Raw genomic sequence first — 20592 nt, forward strand, 5'->3', positions numbered from 1 at the left:
TCGTAAACCCTCCTGTTCGGGACGGGGCCGTCCTTACGCTTCAAGTGCTGGCTCACTCCCCGTCAGCCGCTCCGAGCACTCGTGACCTTGGCTCGCTGTGTCTCACGGATCCGTAGGAGCTGACCTTGTATCGAGTCGATCGTGCCGCCCATTTCCATCTTCGAACACTGACTCGGGAACGGCATCTCCCGCAGCGATCGGTTCGCCTGCACACCTACCGTGTCAGCCCGCGGCTGCTCTCCTCGGCGCTTGCAGAGAGGCTGGGTGGCTCGTGGGTGCCAGGAGCCGACAGGTGCGGTCTGCTCGACAAGGAGGGGACGGCGTGGCCATGGTGAGGCGGAACGCGGTCACCGCCCGGTCCACCGGAGCGCAATGGCTCTTGTCGGTCGGCAGGACACCGCTGCTCCGTGTTGACACGCCCGCAGAAGCGGAAGTGTTCGGCCGGGAGCTTGCAACGGCGCTCGGGCTCACGTTCGACACCACCGGCACGCTGTAGTGACGACCAGGCCGTTCGGTGGTGGGCAGTGAGGCTCGTGCTGAGGCGGGGCCGCGAGCGCGTCAGTCCGCGTCGATACCGGTGATGGCGATGCTGACACCGGGCTCGATCAGAAGTTCGGTCTGCCGGTATGAGCCTTCGCCGTGGTTCACGCGCATCCATGTCGGGGCTTCCGCTTGGACCGCAGCGAGCAGCGTCGCCTTCACCTCGTCGAGGTCCGCGTCAGTCACGCTGTAGTCGATACCGCCGTAGGTGATGTTGATCCGCTTCATGGTCAGTTGTCGCCGTTCCCGGTCGCCGGAGAGCGCGGTTCCTCGAGGACCTGAAGCCCTTGCGCTGTGTTCGAGGAGAGCTCCAGGGCGGCTATCCACTCCCGGTTGAGAGCGGGCATCCGGCTGCCGTAGAACTTGAACACCAGCGGGATCGTCGGATGGATCCAGATGGTGGTTCGGCCGTCGCCGACTCGTCGGTCGTCTTTCCAAGAAAAGTAGAACGCTTCGTTCCGGCGCAGCTTCAGGCCGATCACGATCTGCAGATGCCCGAGGAGCCGGTCGTCGAACTCGACGTTGAGCGAGTGGTCGTACGTCAAGCTACCCATGATGCGCCCTCATCCAATTTGGACATCAGGGCCGCCCATTGGCGAACAAGATGCGGCCGCCCGCAACCTGCGAAGCGCCCTGGGGCTATCCTACTCGCGATATCCGAGGCCGGGCCCCGGCGGCCATGACGTTCTCGTGTCCGCGACGCTGCAGGAGTCGTCGGGATGGCCCTGCTGCACGCCGTCCCCGCTCTCCGTCTCGGGCCGAGAACGACCGAGGGCGGGGGTCTTCTGCTCGAGGCTCCGGACGAGGTCTTCGTCGACGATGCCTTCGTGTTCGCGGGGCTCTGGCACGTTCATGACCTGGCTTGCTCGGCCGAGGAGGATCTCCGCTGGGGCGACGTCACCGCTCTCGAGGAGCACCGAGAAGGCGACGGTGTCCGGGGTGCCGCTGGTCTGCTCGGACCCGGAAACGTGGCCACCCGGGGCAACCCGATGGAGGCCGCGACAGCTCGACCTGTCGGAGCGCACGGATCGGTGTGCACCAGGAGCCGTGCAGCGGCGTGCGAGTGCAGATGCTCCGGCGCGTACGGTCGACCCATGAAGCACGTGACGTACTCGGACAAGTCGCTCCTGCTGGGCGACACCACGGCAGATCTGCTCCTCGAGTACGCCAGTGCCCTCGGCACCGACGGCACCGCGGACGCCGTCACCGTCAAGGCGATGAGCTCCGATGGCGACGACGTCGAAGCGACGTTCCTCCTCGGCGAAGGCGCACCGCTCATGGCCGAGACCTCGACCACCACAGTGCCCGAGCCCGACAACGCAGACGCGGACACCTATCTGCGGGAGAAGATCGAAGCCCTCGTCCACCCGGCCAAGGCGACGACCCTGCCGCAGGGAGACGTCTACCCGGACGACTACGCCGAGTTCCAGTCGTGAGAGCCGCCGCCATGGCTGTGGGCAGGCACCTCTGCGCGTCGGTGCGCGATCTCGTGCGGGGAGGAAGGGCCTCCCCAGCGGGATCATCCGGAGGCTAGCTGCCGAGCAGCAGCACTCGTCCGCCGCCCGAGGCGCGACGTGCTTCGGCTCCCCCGCCGCGGGGGAGAGCCGACTGTGCTCAGCGAGAGGCCTCCCGTGGATCGGTCAGCGCTGACATGGCCCGGAGGGCCATGCCGGAGACCACGCGCACGCCAGCCGGCAGCAGCAGCGCGTCACCGTCGGTAGAGCTCGCGCCGCACGCGGACCGCGTAGTCACGGAGCAGATCGAGTTCGACGGAGGCCTCGTCCCGCGGCTTCGGGTCGAACACGCACACGGCGCCGACGCGCGTGCCGTCGAGCGTCTCGAGCGGGCACCCGGCGTAGAACCGCACGGCGTTCCGCGGCAGTGGCCGCTTCGCCTGCCAGGCGTCCCCGACGACGAGCGGGCCGGAGCCGAGCACCGTCGTCCTGCAGAACGAGTTCTGCAGAGGACTGCTGCCGACCGGGAACCACCGGCCGGCCTTGGTCCACTGCCGGTTCTCCGGGATGAAGGTGATCGCCGCACCCTCGGTGCGGAAGACCCGCGCCATGCTGTCGACGATGCGGTCGAACCGAGCCTCCCGAGCCGTGTCGAGGATGTCGAGCTGGTCCACCGCCTCGTACCGCTCCTGGCACGGCTGAGGCGCGTCGCGGTGCCACTGCGGGCTCCGCGCAGTGGCGCGCTGATGTGCGAGGAGCGCCCTGGACACCTCCAGCACCCGGGGCAACCCGTTCATCGTCGTGCTGTCCACGGCCAGGATGACGACCTCGTCCCGTCCCGCCTGCAGGGCTGCGGCGAGGTCCGACTGGTCCTCGCGGTGGGCGAGCACCACGATCACCTCGGTCGTCGGCAGCAGTCGCTGCCGGAACCGGTCCACCTGCTCGAGGAGGTCTGCCGCGGCCGCAGCCACGGCCCCGGCGGAGGTCCGTCCGTGGATCACGCTGTCCGTGAGGGTGACGACGACGACGTCGTAGTTGACGCACCGCAGCGTGTTCGCTGCAGCAGCGAGCGGCTCGCCGGACCAGGCCGACCACGACACGGCCGTGACGTCAGCCCCGCGGCCGGTCATCGCGGCGAGCGCATCCGCCGTGATGCGGGCGCCCTGGTCGAGGGCGCTGCCGGGCGGGAACAGCGCGTCCCCGAACACGAGGACGCGATCGGGGTCCAGCCCCGTCGCTGATTCCGTGACGACCTTCGCGGTCGTCGGTCGAAGTGCTGCGAGCGACGTCATCGTCATCTCTCCTGATCGAAATGCGGTGATCCGAGCCGGTGGTGTTGCCGGCCCACCCCTCACGATAACGAGCCGAACCGGGGCCTGAGAGGCCTCGCAGGAACCCAGATCGAGGGCCATGGCCGAGAGCGATGACGTATTCCGTCCGTGCGCTTCGTCCGGCGTCCGCAGCGCTCGTCATGCGCGTGCGACGGTGGGCGTCAACGGAGCGGGCGGATGTTCTCGGCCTGGGGTCCTTTGTTGCGTCCCTTCTTCCCCGGACCGAGGTCGTACTGCACGCGCTGGTGGTCGTTGAGGACGCGTTCTCCGCTGGCCGGGACGATGCTGGAGAAGTGGGCGAAGACGTCATCGGTGCCGTCGTCGGGGGTGATGAAGCCGTAGCCCTTGGTGTTGTCGAACCATTTCACGGTGCCTGTGGGCATGTCGTGCCGGCCTGATCTCGGATGGTCGAGCCGGGCACGGGATGCAAGTGGTCCGGAGGGACCTCGACCGGGATCACGCGGATGGGCCGGGCGAGGCTGGTGTGGTCAATGGATGCGGAGTTCCGCGACCATGGGGCATGCGAACGGGTCGCGGGCGGAGAGACCGACGCGGTTGAGGTAGCGGACGACGATGCCGTAGCTGCGGAGGAGCGTGGTCTCGGTGTAGGGCACATCGAGTGTGTCGCAGTGGTCGCGGACGAGCAGACGGGCCTGCTTGAGCGCCGGCCGCGGCATGCTCGGGAACAGGTGGTGCTCGACCTGGTAGTTGAGGCCGCCCATGAGGAACGACACCCACCAGCCGCCGCGGATGTTCCGGGAGGTCCGCACCTGTCGCGAGAAGAAGTCCACCTTCGCGTCGTGGGCGATGGTGGGCATCCCCTTGTGGTTGGGCGCGAACGAGGCACCCATCATGATCCCGAAGACGGCGAGCTGGACGCCGAGGAACGCGCACGCCATGCCGAAGGGAAGGAACCAGAAGACGGCCGTGAGGTAGAGACCGAACCGGACCGCGAGGAGTCCCGCCTCGAGCCAACGGTGCCGCACGTCCGCTTTGGTGTCCTTGCCGGTGGCGACCGAGCGCACCGCGAGCCAGTGGAGGTTGATGCCCTCGAAGGCGAGCAGCGGGAAGAACGCGTAGCCCTGCACCCGCATCAGCCACCGCAGGGGCCCCCGCACCTCGGCAGCGTCCTCCGGGAGGAACCGGATGGTGTCCGGCGCGATGTCCGGGTCCTTGCCGACGGTGTTCGGGTTCCCGTGGTGCCGGGTGTGCTTGTTCATCCACCAGGAGTAGCTCAGCCCCACCAGGAAGGTGCCGATGTAGCGGCCGGCGCGGTCGTTCCACCGTTGTGAGGTGAAGATCTGGCGGTGCGCGGCCTCGTGGGACAGGAACGCGAACTGCGTGAAGATGACGCCGAGTGCGGCGGCGACGATGAGCTGGAACCAGGAATCGCCGAGGAACGCGAACGCGACCCATGCAAGGGTGAGCGTGCCGGCCAAGCTGCCGAACAGCGACCAGTAGAAGCCGGTTCGGCGTCGGAGCAGGTGGTGGTCCTTCACCTGCGCGAGGAGCGCGGAGTACGTCGACGTGCCGGAACGGCCGCCGGAGCTGGGGCGGGTGCGGGTGTATCCCGCGACGATCGGATCGGTGGTCGTCAAAGGACCAGCCTTCCGTCAGGATCGGTCCTTCAACCGGTGCAGCAGAGTTCACGCAGTCGCGCTTGGTCGTGACGATACGCGACCGACATGCGAGTCGGCCTTCCCCGGGGTGCGAGTCCGGCCCCCGCACGATCCGACCGGGAGGCGCCCGCCGCGGCGGTGGACCAGGCGCCGGCTCCGCTGCGGCGGAAGCAGGTCGGCCGAGCCGAGTGTCAGTGGAGGCGCCAGCGAGCGACGACGAACTGGTCAGGGGACATTCCTGCTGCCACGGCCGCATCGAGCCAGGCGATCTGACTCGCTGTCGGTGCTGTGCGTCCACGGACCGTCTGGTAGAACACGACGTCGCCCTCATGGCCCGCAGCGACCGACCAGGCGCCGGCCCAGCTGCCCCGCTGCTCGGCGATGCGTTCGAGCGCTGCCCTGGACGGTGCATGGGAGACGGGGTCCTGGATCTGGTCGTGCCGGCCCAGCCTCGGGTCCCAGCACGACATCATCTGGGGACGGTCATCGTGGCTGTCGTGCCGGAGCTCGTCGAGCCACCGGGCGTCCCACCCGTACGCGGTCGCCATGGAGGCGACCGCGAGTTCCACGAACATCGGCTCGATCCGCCGGCTCACGACCGGCTTCCTCCCGTACGCGTCGGCGATGGGGGCACCAGTCCACTTCGGGAACGCCACCTCCACGCTCGGCACGACGTGGGAGCCGAGGTGCTCGTGAGAAGTGGGACTGAGAGTGCGAGGGTAGGCGGACATCCCTCGAGGCTAGGCGGGTGCGCATGTGGCCCTGGCCAGGAGGGGCTCTGGTCGCCGTCGACGACATGGAGGACCTCGGGTCCGCCGCAGGGTCGCCCGGCTCCCGCTGCGCCTCGCGGACACAGCGGGAGCCGGATCGGTCATGCCGCTGCCGGGTCCTGTGGGCGACGGCGCTGCGTCTCGAGCCAGCCTCGCAGGTCGGCAGCCTCGGGGACGATCTTCCGCGTCCCGGGTCGATCGGCCAGGTATGACGGCGAGGTCGCGAACCAACTGAACATGGCGTGCATGTCCGCGTCGGAGGCGAGGACCTCCACCGGGAGCGCCTCGAACCGCGCTTCGATGCCGTAGACCTCGCCGATGGTGGCGGCGACCTGGTCCATCGTGAGTTCGTCGCCGGCGATCTCGATGGCCGAGCCGGCCAGCAGGTCCGGGTCGAGCAGCAGTCGCGCCGCCGTGCGGCCGACGTCACGGACGGCGATCATCTGCATCGGCAGGTCGGCCGGCATCGGGAACCGCAGCACGAAGTCGTCGGCGTCGCTCGTCGGCAGCTGTTGGAGCAGGTTCTCCATGAAGAAGGCCGGTCGTACGAAGGTCGCCGGCACGTCCAGCTGTTCCAGGCGCTCCTCGACGCGACGCTTGCTCTCGAAGTGGGGGACGCCGGTCGTGCGCTCGGCGCCACCGACCGACGAGTACACGACCCGTGGGACGCCGGCACGGGCGGCGGCGTCGGCGACCGTGATCCCGCGACGGGCCTCCCCCTCGGTGCCGTCGGGGCCTTCGAAGGTGGTGAAGAAGAAGAGTCCTGCCGTGCCGGCGAGGGCGCGCTCGAGCGCATCGCGGTCCTCCTGGTCCGCGGCGACGACCTCGACACCGCGGTCTCGGAGGGCGGAGGCGGCATCGGCGTCCGGATGGCGGACGAGGGCGCGCACCGGGGCTCCGGCGGCGAGCAGCTCGTCCACCCCTGCTGATCCCTGGTTGCCTGTCGCGCTGATGACGGCGAAGGGGGTTCGAGAACTGGTCATGATGCTCCGATCAGGGATGGCGTCGTCGGTCAACGCCGGATGGGTTGGTTGTTCCGGGACAGCGGGGACCGCCGTCGGGGGGTCAGAGAGAGGAGAGGACGCGGATCCGGTCGGCGAGCGCACGGCCGGACACGTCGGTATCGGGCGCGATCGAGTCGAATTCGTGCGGAACGCCGGGGCGCAGGTGCAGCTCCACCGGAACACCGGCGCGGCTCAGGGCGGTCGCGTAGGCGGTGTCCTCGTCGCGGAAGACGTCGAGTTGACCGACTTCGATGTAGGCGGGCGGCAGCCCTGCATGGTCGTCGAGACGTGCGGGAGCAGCGGTCGCCGGGACATCCGGGCCGCCGGCACGGTCACCGAGCAGCGCGGGCCAGGCGGTGCGGCTGTCGTCGTACGACCAGATCAGGAACGGTTCGATGTGTGGATCCGGGGTGGTCGTCCGGTCGTCGAGCATCGGCATCAGCAGGATCTGCTGTGCGATGGCCGGCCCGCGCCGGTCGCGGCTGAGGATCGACACCGCAGCCGCCAATCCACCGCCGGCGCTGTCACCCATGACGCCGATCCGGTCGACGTCCACGCCGAGCTCGTCCGCGTGGGTGTGCAACCAGGTGAGCGCTGCGTAGCCGTCCTCCAGGGGGGTCGGGTAGGGGTGCTCGGGGGCGCGTCGGTACTCGACGGACAGCATCGACACCCCGCTGAGCGACGCGTACCGGGCGACGGGGCCGTCGAACTGCTCGATGTGCCCGAAGATGTAGCCCCCACCGTGGAAGAAGATCGCGGCGGGACCGGGCTCGGCACCCTCCTTCACGTACCAGCGCGCGGTGATGGTCGCGCCGTCCGCCGTCGGGATCGTCCGTTCGGTCACGGTGACGTCGGGCGAGGCCGGGACCGCGTCGCTGGCGGCTGCCAGGATCGGTTCCCACATCATCCGCCGTCCCTCGACGTCTCCGACGGCGGGCAGGGTCATCGACGCCATCGCTTGCCCCATCGGAGCCATTGCGATTGCGACTTCGGGATCCAACTCGAGTGCCATGAGCGCGCTCCTGTGCTTTGCGAATCGTTGCTTTGCGAATCGTTTGCTTCGGATTCGAAGCAATGCCAGAACCGTACCACTGCTTCGAACCTGAAGCAAGGAGGATCACGGCATGGAGAACGCGTCCCCTCGCATCGATCCGGCGCAACTCGATGCGTACTTCGCGCTGATCGAGGTGAGCAGCCTGCTGCGACATTCGGTCGAGCAGCAGCTGCGCGACGCCGGGAAGCTCAGCTCCGTCCAGTTCCAACTGCTGGCGACGCTGGGCGACCGATCATCGGGCAGCGCTCGCATGACGGATCTCGCAGACGGCGTGGTCTCCAGCCGCAGTGGCCTCACCTCCCAGGCGCTCGGTGCCGTGTTGGGGAAGGTGCGCGCGCACGTGCGCAAGAACCCGCCGCGATCCGCCAGCGCTCGCGGCACCCGCCTCGGTTCCTCTGGGACCGGGACAGTCGGGTGAGCGCGATCGGCGACGCTGACAGGGCCGTCCGAACGACTGCCGGCATGCCCGGGAACTCGGAGCCCCTCAGAACTCCTCGTGCGTCCGGGGGTCCTGCCCGCTGACCCGGCCGTCGGGGCGTGCGAGCCCGGACAGCGCAGCGACCTCGTCCTCGCTCAGCTGGATCGCGAAGACGTCGAGGTTCTCCGCCTGCCATGACGGGTCGGCCGCCCGGGGGAGCGGGATCACGCCGAGCGTGACCGACCAAGCGAGGACGATCTGCGCGGGGGAGACCGCGTGCGCCTCGGCGATGCGCCGTACCACCGGGTGCTCGAGCAGGTCGGTACCGCGGCCGAGCGGAGACCAACCCTCGGTGAGGATCCCACGTCGGGCGTTCTCGGCCTGCAGGTCGAGCTGCGGGAAGTACGGATGCACCTCGATCTGGTTGACGGCCGGCGCCACCCCCGTCTCGTCGATCAGACGGTCGAGGTGGTCCGGCAGGAAGTTGGACACGCCGATCATCCGGGTGAGCCCGCGCTCCCGCGCCTCGACGAGGGCGCGCCAGGCTTCCGTGTAGAGCCCGACCCGCGGGTTCGGCCAGTGGATGAGCACGAGGTCGAGGTGGTCGAGGCCACTGCGGAACAGGCTCTCCTCGACGTACCGCAGCGCGAGGTCGGCGCTGTGGGCACGCCCCGGCAGCTTCGTCGAGAAGACGACGTCATCACGGGGCACCGGAGCGGTGCGGAGCGCGCGGCCGACCGTGCCCTCGTTGTCGTAGATGAACGCAGTGTCGAGCAGGCGGTAACCCAGCCCGAGTGCGGAGGTGACGGCTGCGACGCCGTCGCTGCCCCGGGCCTCCAGGCTGCCGAGCCCGATCGCGGGGAACGCGAGACCGTCGGCGGTCCGGCGATGCGGTGCCACCGCGGCCGGTTCCGGTCGGAACGCACGCTGCTCGTCGTCCTGCATGCCGCGCTCCTGCCCCTCGACTGCGCGACGCGGTGTCGCCGCTCCGATCATCCAACCGCGTCGCGCGCTGCTCCGCGCCTGGACGCGACGGATGCGCCGGACGCGACGGATGCGCCGGGCGCGGTGGCGGTGACGGCCGTGGCGGATGCGACCATGGGTGCCGTGACAGCGCGCGCTCCCCTCGGGTTCGTCGTCGGCCTCGCCGCGATCGTCACGGGCGGGCTCGCCGTCGCGGAGGCCCTCACCTGGTTCGCATCGCGCGACCTGACCGCGGACGGTCCGGACGACGGCGCCGAACTCGTGGTGGTGCTCGGGTACCGGTCGAGTCCCCGCGGACGGACGAACGCGATGCAGCGCTGGCGGACCGGGATCGCGCTCCGCAGTGTCTCCGACCACGGACGCCTCGTGTTCACGGGCGGCCCGACGCGGGGCGTGCGGTCGGAGGCCTCCGTGATGGCGGAGGAGGCCGTGCGCCGGGGCTTCCCCGCCGATCGGGTGGTGCTCGAGGAGGAGTCGCGGACGACGTGGGAGAACGTCCGGAACACGGTGGACCTGCTGCGGACCGCGGACACGATCCGGTTCGCCTCGAACACGTTCCACGCGCGGCGAGCGCGCCGCTACCTGATCCGGCAGGCGCCCGAGCTCGCCGGTCGTCTGCGCCCGGCTCGTGACTTCGTCTGGGGGGAACGTCCGGTGCTCACGACGTTCCTGCTCGTGTACGAGCTGGTCAGGACCCGCCTGCGACCGTCGTGACGGCGCGTCCGAACCTGAACGGACCTGCGAGTTCACTCAGGTCCAGGTGCCCCCCGAACGCGTGACGTACCCCGAAACGGCGCGGCGAGCTCCACAGGTCCCGTCACTCCGGGCTTCTGAACCTGAACAAACGCCGTGCATCGGGGGGACGAAAAACCGTTACCGTTCCATCCGCTCACGACCTTTCAGGGAGGGGACGAGCCCATGGAGATCAGGAACTCGAAGCAGGACACCAGCCACGGCTTCCAGCGGCGCGCATCAGGGCGCGCCGCGGAACCCGGGAGTCGCGTCCGGACGCGCGGGATCGTGTCGGCCCTCACCACGGCCGTCATCGCATCGATCGCGCTGACCGGATGCGCGACGAACACCAGTGCGCCGACGCCGGCCAGTGGCGCCGGCCGATCGGTGACATCCCACACCGCACCCGGCGCGATCCGGACCGGAACGGCCTCCACGGGCACCGTCCGGGCCGCCATCGACGTCGCGCGTTCCACGACGGCGGGCACGCCCTCGCCGAACGTGGTCACGACGGCCGCAGTGTCGACTGCCGAGCACGGCAAGGGCGTCTCGCCCGGCGGCGTGTACGAGAACACCATCAACCGCATGTCCGCGAGCGGAGCGCTGTCGGTGTTCACCGACATGCGGTCCGTGGGCGTGCAGTGGGTGCGGCTCGACTACAACTACGCCGGGTCGGTCAGCGCCCACGGTGGCGCCAGCGACCAGACCATCCAGCAGGCTCGCAAGGCCGGACTCGACGTCACCGTGGTCCTCGGGGACGGCACGACGACCATGCCCGAGTCGGCCGGGTTCACGGCGAAGAACGGCTGGCTGACGTCGTCGGTCAAGCGTCTGGCGTCGATGGGCGTGCACCACTTCGAGGTCGGCAACGAGGTCAACCTCGGCGCCCAGTGGGGTGGGAAGGCGAACCCGACCGCGTACGTGGGGCTCCTCAAGACCGTCCACCCGATCATCCACGCGGCCGATCCGAGCGCTGTGGTGCTCATGGCGGGCATGGCGCCCTACGGCAAGCAGGCACCCGGGAGCGTCGCCCAGGGGAACAACTACAACCCCATCGACTTCATCCGGCAGCTGTACAAGCAGGGCGGACACGGGTCCTTCGACGCCGTGAACCTGCACCCGTACACGTACCCGGCGATGCCGACGGCCGCGGACGGCGGCTACAACATGCTGTCCGTCCTGCCGGACCTGCTGGCGCTCATGAAGCAGCAACAGGACGCCAGCATGCGGATCTGGTGGACCGAGAGCGGGATGCCCACCGGCCCGGACGGCGGGTACCCGACGTACACGGTGGCGCAGCAGCAGCAGACGATCACCCAGCTGTTCCAGGTCGCCGCGAAGTACCCGCAGGTCGGCCCGGTCTTCCTCTACGACTGGCAGGACGGTGGGGTGGACGGCGACTTCGGGCTGTACACGTCGTCGCACCAGAAGAAGGCGTCCTACGCGACCTTCGCCGCGGTCACCGCGAAGTAGCGGCACCACCGCTGCGGCACCGGGCCCGCACCGCACTGCACCACACCCGGGGGAGCGCCACGATCGCGTTCCCCCGGGTGGGAGCATGAGCAGATGACCGCCACGCTCGTCGCCAAGGACCTCGCCGGTGGGCACGCCGCTCGCACCCTCTTCGACTCGCTCGACCTGACCGTCGCGCCCGGTGACGTCATCGGCGTCGTCGGCATGAACGGGGCCGGCAAGTCGACGCTGCTCCGCCTGCTCGCCGGGGTCGACGAACCCCTGGCGGGGTCGGTCGCGCTGTCGCCGAAGGACGCGTTCGTCGGCTGGCTGCCGCAGGAGCACGAGCGCGTCGAGGGCGAGACGATCGGCGGGTACCTCGCGCGACGCACCGGATGTGCGGCGGCGACCGCGGCGATGGACGACGCAGCCGCGGCGCTCGCCGAGCCCACCGCCGGTGACGCTGCTGGTGACGACTACGCGGTCGCGCTCGAACGGTGGCTCGCCTCCGGCGCGGCGGACCTCGACGAGCGCATCCCGGTCGTCCTCGCGGATCTCGGACTCGACGTCGACACGGGCCACGGCTCGCTCACGGTCGACTCGGCGATGACGTCGCTGTCCGGAGGCCAGGCGGCACGTGTGGGCCTCGCGGCGCTCCTGCTGTCGCGGTTCGACGTGGTGCTGCTCGACGAGCCGACGAACGACCTCGACCTCGACGGCCTGGCCCGGCTCGAGGGGTTCGTCCGGGGCCTGCGCGGCGGTGTCGTCCTGGTGAGCCACGACCGGGAGTTCCTGGCGCGCTCGGTCACGGCCGTGCTCGAGCTCGACCTGGCCCAGTCGTCGCACCGGCTGTTCGGCGGCGGGTACGACGCGTACCTCGAGGAGCGCGCGCTCGCCCGGCAGCACAAGCGGGACGCCTACGAGGAGTACGCGGCGACGAAGGCGGACCTCGTGGCCCGCGCGCGCACGCAGCGCGAGTGGACGAGCCAGGGCGTGCGGAACGCCATGCGGAAGAGCCCCGACAACGACAAGCTCCGCCGGAAGGCGTCGGCGGAGTCGAGCGAGAAGCAGGGGCAGAAGGTCCGCCAGATGGAGTCACGGATCGCCCGGCTCGACGAGGTCGAGGAGCCCCGCAAGGAGTGGCAGCTCGAGTTCACCATCGGCACCGCGCCGCGGTCGTCGTCGGTGGTCGCGACGCTGTCCGAGGCGACGTACGTGCAGGGCGACTTCACGCTCGGTCCGGTCTCGCTCCAGGTGGCCGCGCGCGACCGCATCGGGATCACGGGTCCGAACGGCGCAGGCAAGTCCACGCTGTTGCGGGCACTCCTCGGCGGGCAGGAGCCGACCTCCGGCACGGCGTCCACCGGGTCGAACGTGGCCGTCGGTGAGATCGACCAGGCGCGCAGGCGGTTCACGGGTGCCACGGCGCTCGCCGAGGTGTTCGAGGGGCTCGTGCCCGAGATGTCCACCGCCGAGGTGCGGACCCTCCTGGCCAAGTTCGGGTTGAAGGCCGACCACGTCGGTCGCGCCGCGGGGGAGTTGTCGCCGGGTGAGCGGACGCGCGCCGGTCTGGCGCTCCTCCAGGCCCGCGGGGTGAACGTGCTCGTGCTCGACGAGCCGACGAACCACCTGGACCTCCCCGCGATCGAGCAGCTCGAGCAGGCACTCGACGCCTACGACGGCACGCTGCTCCTGGTGACGCACGACCGCCGCATGCTCGAGACCGTGCGACTCGACCGCCGTTGGCACGTCGAGGAGGGCCGGGTCACGGAAGTCTGACCAGCGGGCGTACCGACGGGGACCGGTCGGGCTACCCTCGGCGCCGAGGAGGGCTCGATGACGACCCATCGCGATCGAGACCGACGGCGCGGGGTGCGCCTGCGCACGCTGGTCGTGCCCGTCGCCGTGCTGCTGCTCGCCGGGTGCACGGCCGGGAGGCCCTCCGTCGCGCCGACGACACCGCCTCCGTCCGCCGGAGCGCCTGCTGGTACCGCGCCGACGAGATCGGACGGACCGTCCGCCCCGTCCGGACCGTCGACGGGGACGGGACCGTCCCGAGCCGCCGCGTCCGACTCGTGGCCGAGCTACCACGGCACCGCGACGCTGACGGGTGCGGTCCCCGCCGGGGCGCCTCTCGACCACGCGACGCGGAGGTGGTCGGTCGACCTCGGCGGCACCGTGCAGGGGCAGCCCGTCGCTGCGGACGGACGCATCGTCGCCGCCACCGAGCGGAACCGGGTCGTCGCCCTCGACCCGACGACCGGGCACGTGCTGTGGTCTCGGACGCTCGGCACACCGCTCACGCACGTCGCCGCCGTGGCGGGCTGTGGCGACATCGACCCACTCGGCATCACGAGCACGCCCGCGATCGACCCGGCGACGCGCATCGTGTACGTGGTCGCCGAGGTCGACGCCGGCCGGGGCGTCGTGCACCACGTGCTCTCGGGGCTCGACCTGGCCACGGGGCGGACGGTGCGGACCGAGGACGTCGACCCGCCCCTCCCGGCCGGCGAATCGCCGGTGCACCTGCTCCAGCGGGTGTCCCTGGCCGTGGCGAACGGCCGCGTCTACGTCGGCTACGGCGGCAACGCGGGGGACTGCGGGCACTACCACGGCTGGGTCGTCGGGGTGCGCGAGAGCGGCGCGCCGGACCCGGTGTCGTTCGAGGTCGCCCCGGACGGCGAGGGCGGAGCGGTCTGGGAGTCGGGCGGCGGCATCGCGGTCGGTGCCGACGGGCACCTCTTCGTCACGACGGGCAACGCGAACCCCGATCCGCCGCAGGGCGGCCCCGATCCCGAGCGGTACACCGAGAGCGTCGTGGAGCTGTCCCCGGACCTCCGGCCGCTCGCCGCGTTCAAGGACCGCGTCGCGGGCGGCGACGAGGACCTGTCGACGAGCAACCCCGTGCTGCTCCCGGGTGGGCTCGTGTTCGCCGTCGGGAAGACGGACACCGCGTTCGTGCTGCGGCAGGGAGACCTGTCGCAGGTGACCGCGATCCGCCACGTGTGCGGCAGCGACCCGGACGGCGCACCCGCGTTCGACCGCCGCACGGACCGCGTCTTCGTCCCCTGCCGAGGCGGCGGGATCCAGCGGGTCGACCTCGCGACGCGGACGCTCGGACCCCGACTGGCGGGTGCGAACAGCGGACCGACGCTGATCGGCAGGCACCTCTGGGCCGTCGAGTACCCGACGGGGACCGTCTCGGAGTGGGACCCGCGGTCCGGGCGCCGACTGCAGACCCTCCACACGGGGACGGCGTTGCCGACGTTCGCGACGCCGACGTCGGTGGACGGCCTCCTGCTCGTGCCCACGGTCCATGGTGTGACGGCGTTCGCCGGGCGGTCCTCGTAGCACGCGGCGTCCTGGAGCGCTCTACGCCGCGGCGAACGTCCCCGGCGTCGTCCCGAGCACGCGACGGAACTGCCGCGTCATGTGGGGTTGGTCCGCGAACCCGGCCTCGGCGGCGGCGTCGACCGGGCGACGTCCCGCGAGCAGGAGTCGGCGCGCCAGGTCGACCCGCCGCGCCGACACGTACTGGTGTGGTGCGATCCGGAACGCCGCCGAGAACACGCGGGCGAGGTGTGCCGGGTGGACGTGCAGCGCGGCGGCCGCGTCGGCGATGGTGAGCTGCTCGGTCAGGTGCTCGTCGAGCATCGCGCGGAAGCGTCGGGCGAGGACCGGGTCGTCGCGGTCCGTGGCGTCCGCGCCGAACGCGTCGCGGAACCGGGCGCCGAGGCGCAGGACGCCGAACTCGACGGCCAGGGCGGCCGTCGTCGGCGCGGCCTGCGCGAGCGCGGCGTGGATGCTGGCCACGCCCGCCGCGAGCGTCCCGTCCGTGAACGCCGGGTGGTGGACCGCGCCGCCGATCGTCCCCGCCGGCAGCCACTCCGGTTCGAGGTACAGCACCCGCTTGCGGTAGCGCTCGCCGCCGGTGGCGGTGCGCCCGGTGTGCGGGACGCCCGGCGGCAGGACCGTGAGCGTCCCGGGCATCACGTGGTGCCGTCGGCCGTCGAGTTCGTAGACGACGGCACCGTCGTCGACCGTCAGGAGGGCCCAGCTGTCGTGCGTGTGCGCCGGGTACGCGTGCTCGAGGTGCTCCGCGTGCAGCACCTCGCGCACCAGGGGCACGGCGGGCCGCCACGCGCGCACGGACTCGACCATGCAAGGAACGTACAAGACGACCGGGTGTGCCCGGCGCGATCGTGGGGACATGGCACCGCTCGACGACACCACCACCGAACCCGTCCGCTTCGACACGAAGGTCGTCGTGGTGCTCCACGACCACCTGCTGCCCTGGCAGGAGCTCAACGTCACCGCGTTCCTGACGAGCGGCATCGCCACGAGTGAGCCGGACCTCGTCGGGGAGCCCTACGCGGACGCGGACGGCAACCGGTACCTCCCGATGCTCCGGCAGCCGGTGATGGTGATGTCGGCCAGCCCCGAGGTCCTCGCCGCCGCGCGGACCCGGGCGCTCACCCGCGGCGTGCCGCTCGCCCTGTACACGCGCGACCTGTTCGCGACGGGGCACGACGCCGCCAACCGCGCTGCCGTCGCCGCCGTGGCGGCCGACGACCTCGACCTGGTCGGCATCGCCGTGCGCGGGCCCCGGAACGCGGTGGACAAGATCACGAAGGGTGCGCGCATGCACGCCTGACGCGCGCCCCGCGGTGTCCACGCACCCCCGAGGCGCGGCGAGCACGATGGAGGTCGTGCACCGGCTGGTCCTCGGCCGGGCAGACAGGAGACAGCATGGAAACCCGCACACTCGGCGACCTGCAGGTCGGTGCGATCGGCCTCGGCACGATGGGCATGAGCGCCTTCTACACGGGCGCCGGCACGGACGACGCGGAGTCGGTCCGCACGATCCACCGGGCGATCGACCTCGGCGTCTCGTTCTTCGACACGGCGGAGGCGTACGGGCCGTACACGAACGAGGAACTCCTCGCCCGCGCGCTCGGCGACCGTCGCGACGACGTCGTCATCGCGACGAAGTTCGGCCTGATCCGTCACGTCGAGGGCGAGACGACCCCGAGCACGGAGCGGCACATCACCTCGGACCCCCGGTCGGTCCGCATCGCACTCGAGGGGTCGCTGCGCCGGCTCGGCACGGACCACGTCGACCTCTACTACCAGCACCGCGTCGACCCGGAGGTCCCGATCGAGGACGTCATCGGGCAGCTCGCCGGCTTCGTGCAGGAGGGCAAGATCCGTCACATCGGCATGTCCGAGGCGAGCGCCGCCACCATCCGCCGGGCGCACGCCGTCCACCCGATCACCGCGCTCCAGAGCGAGTACTCGCTGTGGACGCGGGACCCCGAGGGCGAGGTGCTCGACACCCTGCGGGAGCTCGGCATCGGGCTCGTGCCGTACTCGCCGCTGGGACGGGGGTTCCTGACCGGCGCGATCACGAAGCCGTCCGACCTCGAATCGAGCGACTTCCGCCTGGCGAACCCCCGGTTCCAGGAGGAGGCGTTCGCGGCGAACATGCGCATCGTCGACGAGGTGCGCACGGTCGCGGACGAGGTCGGCGGCACACCCGCGCAGGTCGCGCTCGCATGGCTGTTGGCGCAGGGCGAGGACCTCGTGCCCATCCCGGGCACGAAGCGTGTCTCGCGGCTCGAGGAGAACCTCGGCGCGGCGGACCTCACGCTGAGCGACGAGCAGGTCGCGCGGCTCTCCGCACTGCCGGCACCCACCGGCGACCGCTACCCGGACATGGCCCCCATCGGGCGCTGACCGGACCGGCGCTGACCGGACGGGCGCTGACCCGGACGGGCGCTGACCGGACCGGCGCTGACCGGACGGGCGCTGACCCGGACGGGCGCTGACCCGGACGGGCGCTGACCCGGTCGGGCGCTGACCCGATCGGGCGCTGACCGAGCGCGTCGTCGCCCCGCGGGGCGAGCCGCGACGGACGGGAGGGACGGTGCCGGACCGCCCCGTCCCTCCCCAGCGTCCCCTGTCGCCCGGTCGTCCCCACCTGCCGCCGGGGGGAGCGGCAGGGGAATAGATTTGGACCCGGCCCGCCGCGCAGCGCCGCGTGATCCGCGAGCCGTGCACCGTTCCCTGTTCAGGAGGACCCCTTGACCGAATCCGCTCCCGTCGATCCCACCTCGACCGAGGCCTGGCGCGCCCTGGCCGGCATCGCCGACGGTTTCACGCCGGACCTGCGTGGGTGGTTCGACGCCGACCCGGACCGGGCCGACCGGTACACCTTCCAGGCCGCCGACCTCACCGTCGACCTGTCGAAGGGCCTCGTGACCGAGGAGATCCTCGGCCACCTGCTGCAGCTCGCGCAGGACGTCGACGTCCCCGGCCGGTACCAGGCGATGATCCGCGGCGAGCACATCAACGTCACCGAGGACCGCGCCGTGCTCCACACCGCGCTGCGTCGCCCGGCCGCCGGTTCCGACCTGGTCCCGCCGGCGGGCTTCGAGGTCGACGGGCAGGACGTCGACGCCGACGTGCAGGCCACGCTCGACAAGGTGTACGGGTTCGCCGAGCAGGTGCGGTCGGGGGCGTGGAAGGGCGTCACCGGCAAGCGCATCGAGACCGTCGTCAACATCGGCATCGGCGGGTCGGACCTCGGCCCCGTCATGGTCTACGAGGCGCTCAAGCCATACGTGCAGCAGGGGCTCGAGGCCCGCTTCGTCTCGAACATCGACCCCGCCGACATCTACGAGAAGACCGCGGACCTCGACCCGGAGACGACGCTGTTCATCGTCGCGTCGAAGACCTTCGGCACGCTCGAGACCCTGACGAACGCCCGGCTGGCCCGCCAGTGGCTGTGGGAGCGGCTCGGTGCCGCCGGTGCGATCGAGGACACCGACGAGTCCCGCAAGGACGCCGTCGCCAAGCACTTCGTCGCCGTCTCGACCGCGCTCGACAAGGTCGCCGCGTTCGGCATCGACCCCGAGAACGCGTTCGGGTTCTGGGACTGGGTGGGCGGCCGCTACTCGGTCGACTCGGCCATCGGCACGTCGGTCGTCATCGCGATCGGGCCGGACAACTGGCGCGACTTCCTCGCCGGGTTCCACGCGGTCGATGAGCACATGCGCGCCGCGCCGCTCGAGCAGAACGTCCCCGTGCTCATGGGCCTGCTCAACGTCTGGTACTCGAACTTCCTCGGTGCCCAGAGCCACGCGGTCCTGCCCTACACGCAGTACCTGCACCGCTTCGCCGCCTACCTGCAGCAGCTCACGATGGAGTCGAACGGCAAGCGGGTCCGCTGGGACGGCTCCCCGGTCACGACCGACACCGGCGAGGTCTTCTGGGGTGAGCCGGGCACGAACGGCCAGCACGCCTTCTACCAGCTCATCCACCAGGGCACCCGGCTGATCCCGGCGGACTTCATCGCCGTCGCGAACCCGGCGCACCCGCTGCAGGACGAGACGGGTGACGGTGGCGCCGTGCAGCCCGGACAGGACGTCCACGCGCTGTTCATGGCGAACTTCTTCGCGCAGACCAAGGCGCTCGCGTTCGGCAAGACGGCGGACGAGGTCCGCGCCGAGGGCACGAAGGAGTCCGTCGTGCCGGCCCGCGAGTTCCCGGGCAACCGACCGACCGCGTCGATCCTCGCACCGGCACTCACGCCGAGCGTCGTCGGTCAGCTCATCGCGCTGTACGAGCACATCGTGTTCACCGAGGGCACGATCTGGGGCATCGACTCGTTCGACCAGTGGGGTGTCGAGCTCGGCAAGCAGCTCGCGCTGCAGATCGCTCCCGCGGTCGACGGCGACACCGAGGCGCTCGCGTCGCAGGACGCCTCGACGAAGGCGCTCATCGCGAAGTACCTCGAGCTGCGCGGCTGACGCGCGTGCCGGGCGCGCAGATGCGCGCCCGGACGACGAGGGCGCGGTCCGACGACCGCGCCCTCGTCGTCTGTCCGCGCCCGTTCGGGTGGTTCCGCAACCCAGGGGGACGGTCGGGAGGGACAGGACGGGCCGGTGCCGTGCCTCGCGGCCGCGGGTCGGTGCGGTCAGGCAGCCGGGACGGTCAGGGCGATCCGCTGCGCGTCCGGTCCGAGTGTGAAGGGCGTCGTCGTGCCGGCGAGCCGTGCCGCGTAGTCGCCGCGGAAGCCGCTCACACGGACCTCGCCGCGTCCGTCGGTGACGAGTTCGGTCGGGCCGAGCCACCATACGTCGCGGACGAGGCGGCGCAGCGCGTCGTAGGAGGGCTTGGGGGAGCCGTCCGCCCGGACGAGTCCGATCGGCGCGCCGAGCCACGCGCCCGCGTCGGTGATGCCCCAGTACGTGATGGCCTCGACGGCCTCGTGCCCCACGAGGCTCCGGTAGTGCCGCTCGATCTCGTCGGCCTGCCGCGCCTCGCCCTCGGGCGTCGACGGCCATGACGGCACCTGGTGGTCGTTGAGGTCCTCGATCTCCGCGGGCATGAGTTCGCCGGACACGAGCGAGGACTCGGTCATGTGGATCGGGAGGCCGAACCGCGCGAATCGGTCGACCGTCGCGAGCATCGTGTCCTCGCCCCAGTAGCCCTGGTGCATGTGCGTCTGCAGACCGAGGGCGTCGAGCGTGATCCCCGCGTCGAGGACCTCCTCGACGAGGTGTTCGTAGTCGCTCGACAGGTCGAAGTCGTTGAGCAGGAGCCGGGCCTCCGGGTTCGTCGCACGGGCCTCCTCGAACGCCATCCGGATCATCGGCACGCGGCCCCGGGCGCGGGCGAGGGGTGTGATGGCGTTGTCGCCGTTGTCGAACACGGGCATGATGACGACCTCGTTGATCGCGTCCCAGGTGTCCACGAGCCCGGCGAAGTCGGCGACCTCACGCCGGATGCGCGCACGCTGCAGTCGCTCCACCTCGTCGAGCGGCAGGCCGAGCAGCCAGTCCGGCTGCACGGTGTGCCAGACGAGCGGATGGCCCTTGAGCGCGATCCCACGGTCGCGGAACCACCGCGCCGCGGCCTGGAGGCGCGTGGTGTCGGGCGCGCCCCGCTCCGGTTCGAACCGTCCCCAGTAGAAGGGGAGGGTCGCCGTGTTGAACACCTCGGCGTACCGCTCCGCGAGCGCCTCGGTCCCGACGTCGTCGGGCTCGCCGTTCGCCAGGCCGATGAAGTCGAAGCCGATGTTGCCGAACACGAAGGCGTGGCGGGTCTGCTCGACGGTGATCGGGACGGCGGGCTGCGGGGTGCCGGCGGCGTCGACGACGGCGAGGACGGCCTCGCCGAGCCGTGCGGCCGGGCCGGGCGGGGGGAGGGTCTCGTGCATGTCGGGCGCCT

Annotated in this window: 22 protein-coding genes; 10 read left to right on the forward strand and 12 right to left on the reverse strand. The window is 71.0% G+C overall.

The genetic code is table 11. The annotated features are described in order from the left end of the window. Positions 1–322 precede the first annotated feature (322 nt). Positions 323–496, forward strand: coding sequence for a hypothetical protein (locus DEI88_RS04995; RefSeq protein WP_181441281.1), 174 nt, complete (start codon positions 323–325; stop codon positions 494–496). A gap of 62 nt (positions 497–558) precedes the next feature. Here the strand turns inward: DEI88_RS04995 and DEI88_RS05000 are convergent, their stop codons facing one another. Together DEI88_RS05000 and DEI88_RS05005 are read right to left on the reverse strand one after the other, a co-directional pair. Then, a complete protein-coding gene (locus DEI88_RS05000) occupies positions 559–768 on the reverse strand; it encodes a hypothetical protein (RefSeq protein WP_111072614.1) in 210 nt (69 codons plus the stop codon). Positions 769–770: 2 nt separating this feature from the next. Beyond that, positions 771–1094, reverse strand: coding sequence for a DUF7882 family protein (locus tag DEI88_RS05005; RefSeq protein WP_111012803.1), 324 nt, complete (start codon positions 1092–1094; stop codon positions 771–773). Between the two features lie 540 nt (positions 1095–1634). Here DEI88_RS05005 and DEI88_RS05010 point away from each other — a divergent pair. Further along, on the forward strand, positions 1635–1976 hold the full coding sequence (locus tag DEI88_RS05010) for a hypothetical protein (protein ID WP_111072613.1): 342 nt from the start codon (positions 1635–1637) through the stop codon (positions 1974–1976). 272 nt (positions 1977–2248) lie between these two features. Here DEI88_RS05010 and DEI88_RS05015 read toward each other — a convergent pair whose 3' ends face one another. The 6 genes from DEI88_RS05015 to DEI88_RS05040 form a co-directional block, all read right to left on the reverse strand. Continuing rightward, positions 2249–3286, reverse strand: coding sequence for a GAF domain-containing protein (locus DEI88_RS05015; protein ID WP_146246110.1), 1038 nt, complete (start codon positions 3284–3286; stop codon positions 2249–2251). Positions 3287–3486: 200 nt separating this feature from the next. Next, complete coding sequence (locus DEI88_RS05020) at positions 3487–3708, reverse strand: cold-shock protein (protein WP_111072611.1); 222 nt, start codon at positions 3706–3708, stop codon at positions 3487–3489. A 105-nt stretch (positions 3709–3813) separates the two neighbouring features. Then, positions 3814–4923: a fatty acid desaturase family protein gene (locus DEI88_RS05025; protein WP_181435230.1), complete on the reverse strand. Its 1110-nt coding sequence runs from the start codon at positions 4921–4923 to the stop codon at positions 3814–3816. 212 nt (positions 4924–5135) lie between these two features. After that, positions 5136–5675 carry a hypothetical protein gene (locus DEI88_RS05030; RefSeq protein ID WP_111072610.1) on the reverse strand — a complete coding sequence of 180 codons (540 nt, stop codon included), beginning with the start codon at positions 5673–5675 and terminating at the stop codon, positions 5136–5138. Positions 5676–5815: 140 nt separating this feature from the next. After that, positions 5816–6697 carry an NmrA/HSCARG family protein gene (locus DEI88_RS05035; RefSeq protein WP_146246109.1) on the reverse strand — a complete coding sequence of 294 codons (882 nt, stop codon included), beginning with the start codon at positions 6695–6697 and terminating at the stop codon, positions 5816–5818. Between the two features lie 82 nt (positions 6698–6779). Further along, complete coding sequence (locus DEI88_RS05040; RefSeq protein WP_220038182.1) at positions 6780–7829, reverse strand: alpha/beta hydrolase; 1050 nt, start codon at positions 7827–7829, stop codon at positions 6780–6782. A gap of 13 nt (positions 7830–7842) precedes the next feature. On the opposite strand from DEI88_RS05040, the gene DEI88_RS05045 reads away from it, so the two are divergent. Then, positions 7843–8190: a hypothetical protein gene (locus tag DEI88_RS05045; protein WP_111072607.1), complete on the forward strand. Its 348-nt coding sequence runs from the start codon at positions 7843–7845 to the stop codon at positions 8188–8190. A 66-nt stretch (positions 8191–8256) separates the two neighbouring features. On the opposite strand, the gene DEI88_RS05050 is transcribed toward DEI88_RS05045, so the two are convergent. Then, positions 8257–9135, reverse strand: a complete 879-nt coding sequence (locus DEI88_RS05050) for an aldo/keto reductase (RefSeq protein WP_111072606.1) — start codon at positions 9133–9135, stop codon at positions 8257–8259. Positions 9136–9288: 153 nt separating this feature from the next. Between DEI88_RS05050 and DEI88_RS05055 the strand changes: the two genes are divergently transcribed. Further along, positions 9289–9888, forward strand: a complete 600-nt coding sequence (locus DEI88_RS05055) for a YdcF family protein (protein ID WP_181441280.1) — start codon at positions 9289–9291, stop codon at positions 9886–9888. A gap of 185 nt (positions 9889–10073) precedes the next feature. On the opposite strand, the gene DEI88_RS05060 is transcribed toward DEI88_RS05055, so the two are convergent. Continuing rightward, positions 10074–10415 carry a hypothetical protein gene (locus tag DEI88_RS05060; protein WP_111011342.1) on the reverse strand — a complete coding sequence of 114 codons (342 nt, stop codon included), beginning with the start codon at positions 10413–10415 and terminating at the stop codon, positions 10074–10076. A 10-nt stretch (positions 10416–10425) separates the two neighbouring features. Between DEI88_RS05060 and DEI88_RS05065 the strand changes: the two genes are divergently transcribed. The 3 genes from DEI88_RS05065 to DEI88_RS05075 all read left to right on the forward strand — a co-directional run bounded on the left by DEI88_RS05065 (position 10426) and on the right by DEI88_RS05075 (position 14709). Then, positions 10426–11379, forward strand: a complete 954-nt coding sequence (locus DEI88_RS05065; protein WP_146246107.1) for a hypothetical protein — start codon at positions 10426–10428, stop codon at positions 11377–11379. A 93-nt stretch (positions 11380–11472) separates the two neighbouring features. After that, positions 11473–13137 (forward strand): ABC-F family ATP-binding cassette domain-containing protein, encoded by a 1665-nt coding sequence (locus tag DEI88_RS05070; protein ID WP_111072604.1) that lies wholly within the window; start codon positions 11473–11475, stop codon positions 13135–13137. Positions 13138–13194: 57 nt separating this feature from the next. Beyond that, positions 13195–14709, forward strand: a complete 1515-nt coding sequence (locus DEI88_RS05075; protein ID WP_111012792.1) for an outer membrane protein assembly factor BamB family protein — start codon at positions 13195–13197, stop codon at positions 14707–14709. A gap of 21 nt (positions 14710–14730) precedes the next feature. On the opposite strand, the gene DEI88_RS05080 is transcribed toward DEI88_RS05075, so the two are convergent. Continuing rightward, on the reverse strand, positions 14731–15519 hold the full coding sequence (locus tag DEI88_RS05080) for a helix-turn-helix transcriptional regulator (protein WP_111072603.1): 789 nt from the start codon (positions 15517–15519) through the stop codon (positions 14731–14733). A 49-nt stretch (positions 15520–15568) separates the two neighbouring features. On the opposite strand from DEI88_RS05080, the gene DEI88_RS05085 reads away from it, so the two are divergent. The 3 genes from DEI88_RS05085 to pgi all read left to right on the forward strand — a co-directional run bounded on the left by DEI88_RS05085 (position 15569) and on the right by pgi (position 19169). Continuing rightward, a complete protein-coding gene (locus DEI88_RS05085; RefSeq protein ID WP_220037458.1) occupies positions 15569–16012 on the forward strand; it encodes a DUF2000 family protein in 444 nt (147 codons plus the stop codon). Between the two features lie 95 nt (positions 16013–16107). Beyond that, positions 16108–17094: an aldo/keto reductase gene (locus DEI88_RS05090; RefSeq protein WP_111037361.1), complete on the forward strand. Its 987-nt coding sequence runs from the start codon at positions 16108–16110 to the stop codon at positions 17092–17094. 347 nt (positions 17095–17441) lie between these two features. Further along, positions 17442–19169, forward strand: a complete 1728-nt coding sequence (pgi, locus tag DEI88_RS05095) for a glucose-6-phosphate isomerase (protein WP_111072602.1) — start codon at positions 17442–17444, stop codon at positions 19167–19169. Positions 19170–19336: 167 nt separating this feature from the next. On the opposite strand, the gene DEI88_RS05100 is transcribed toward pgi, so the two are convergent. Continuing rightward, entirely contained in the window at positions 19337–20581 is a 1245-nt protein-coding gene (locus DEI88_RS05100; protein WP_111072601.1) for an endo-1,4-beta-xylanase, read from the reverse strand. Between the last annotated feature and the right edge of the window lie 11 nt (positions 20582–20592).

The organism is Curtobacterium sp. MCBD17_003, assembly GCF_003234885.2.
Classification (GTDB): domain Bacteria; phylum Actinomycetota; class Actinomycetes; order Actinomycetales; family Microbacteriaceae; genus Curtobacterium.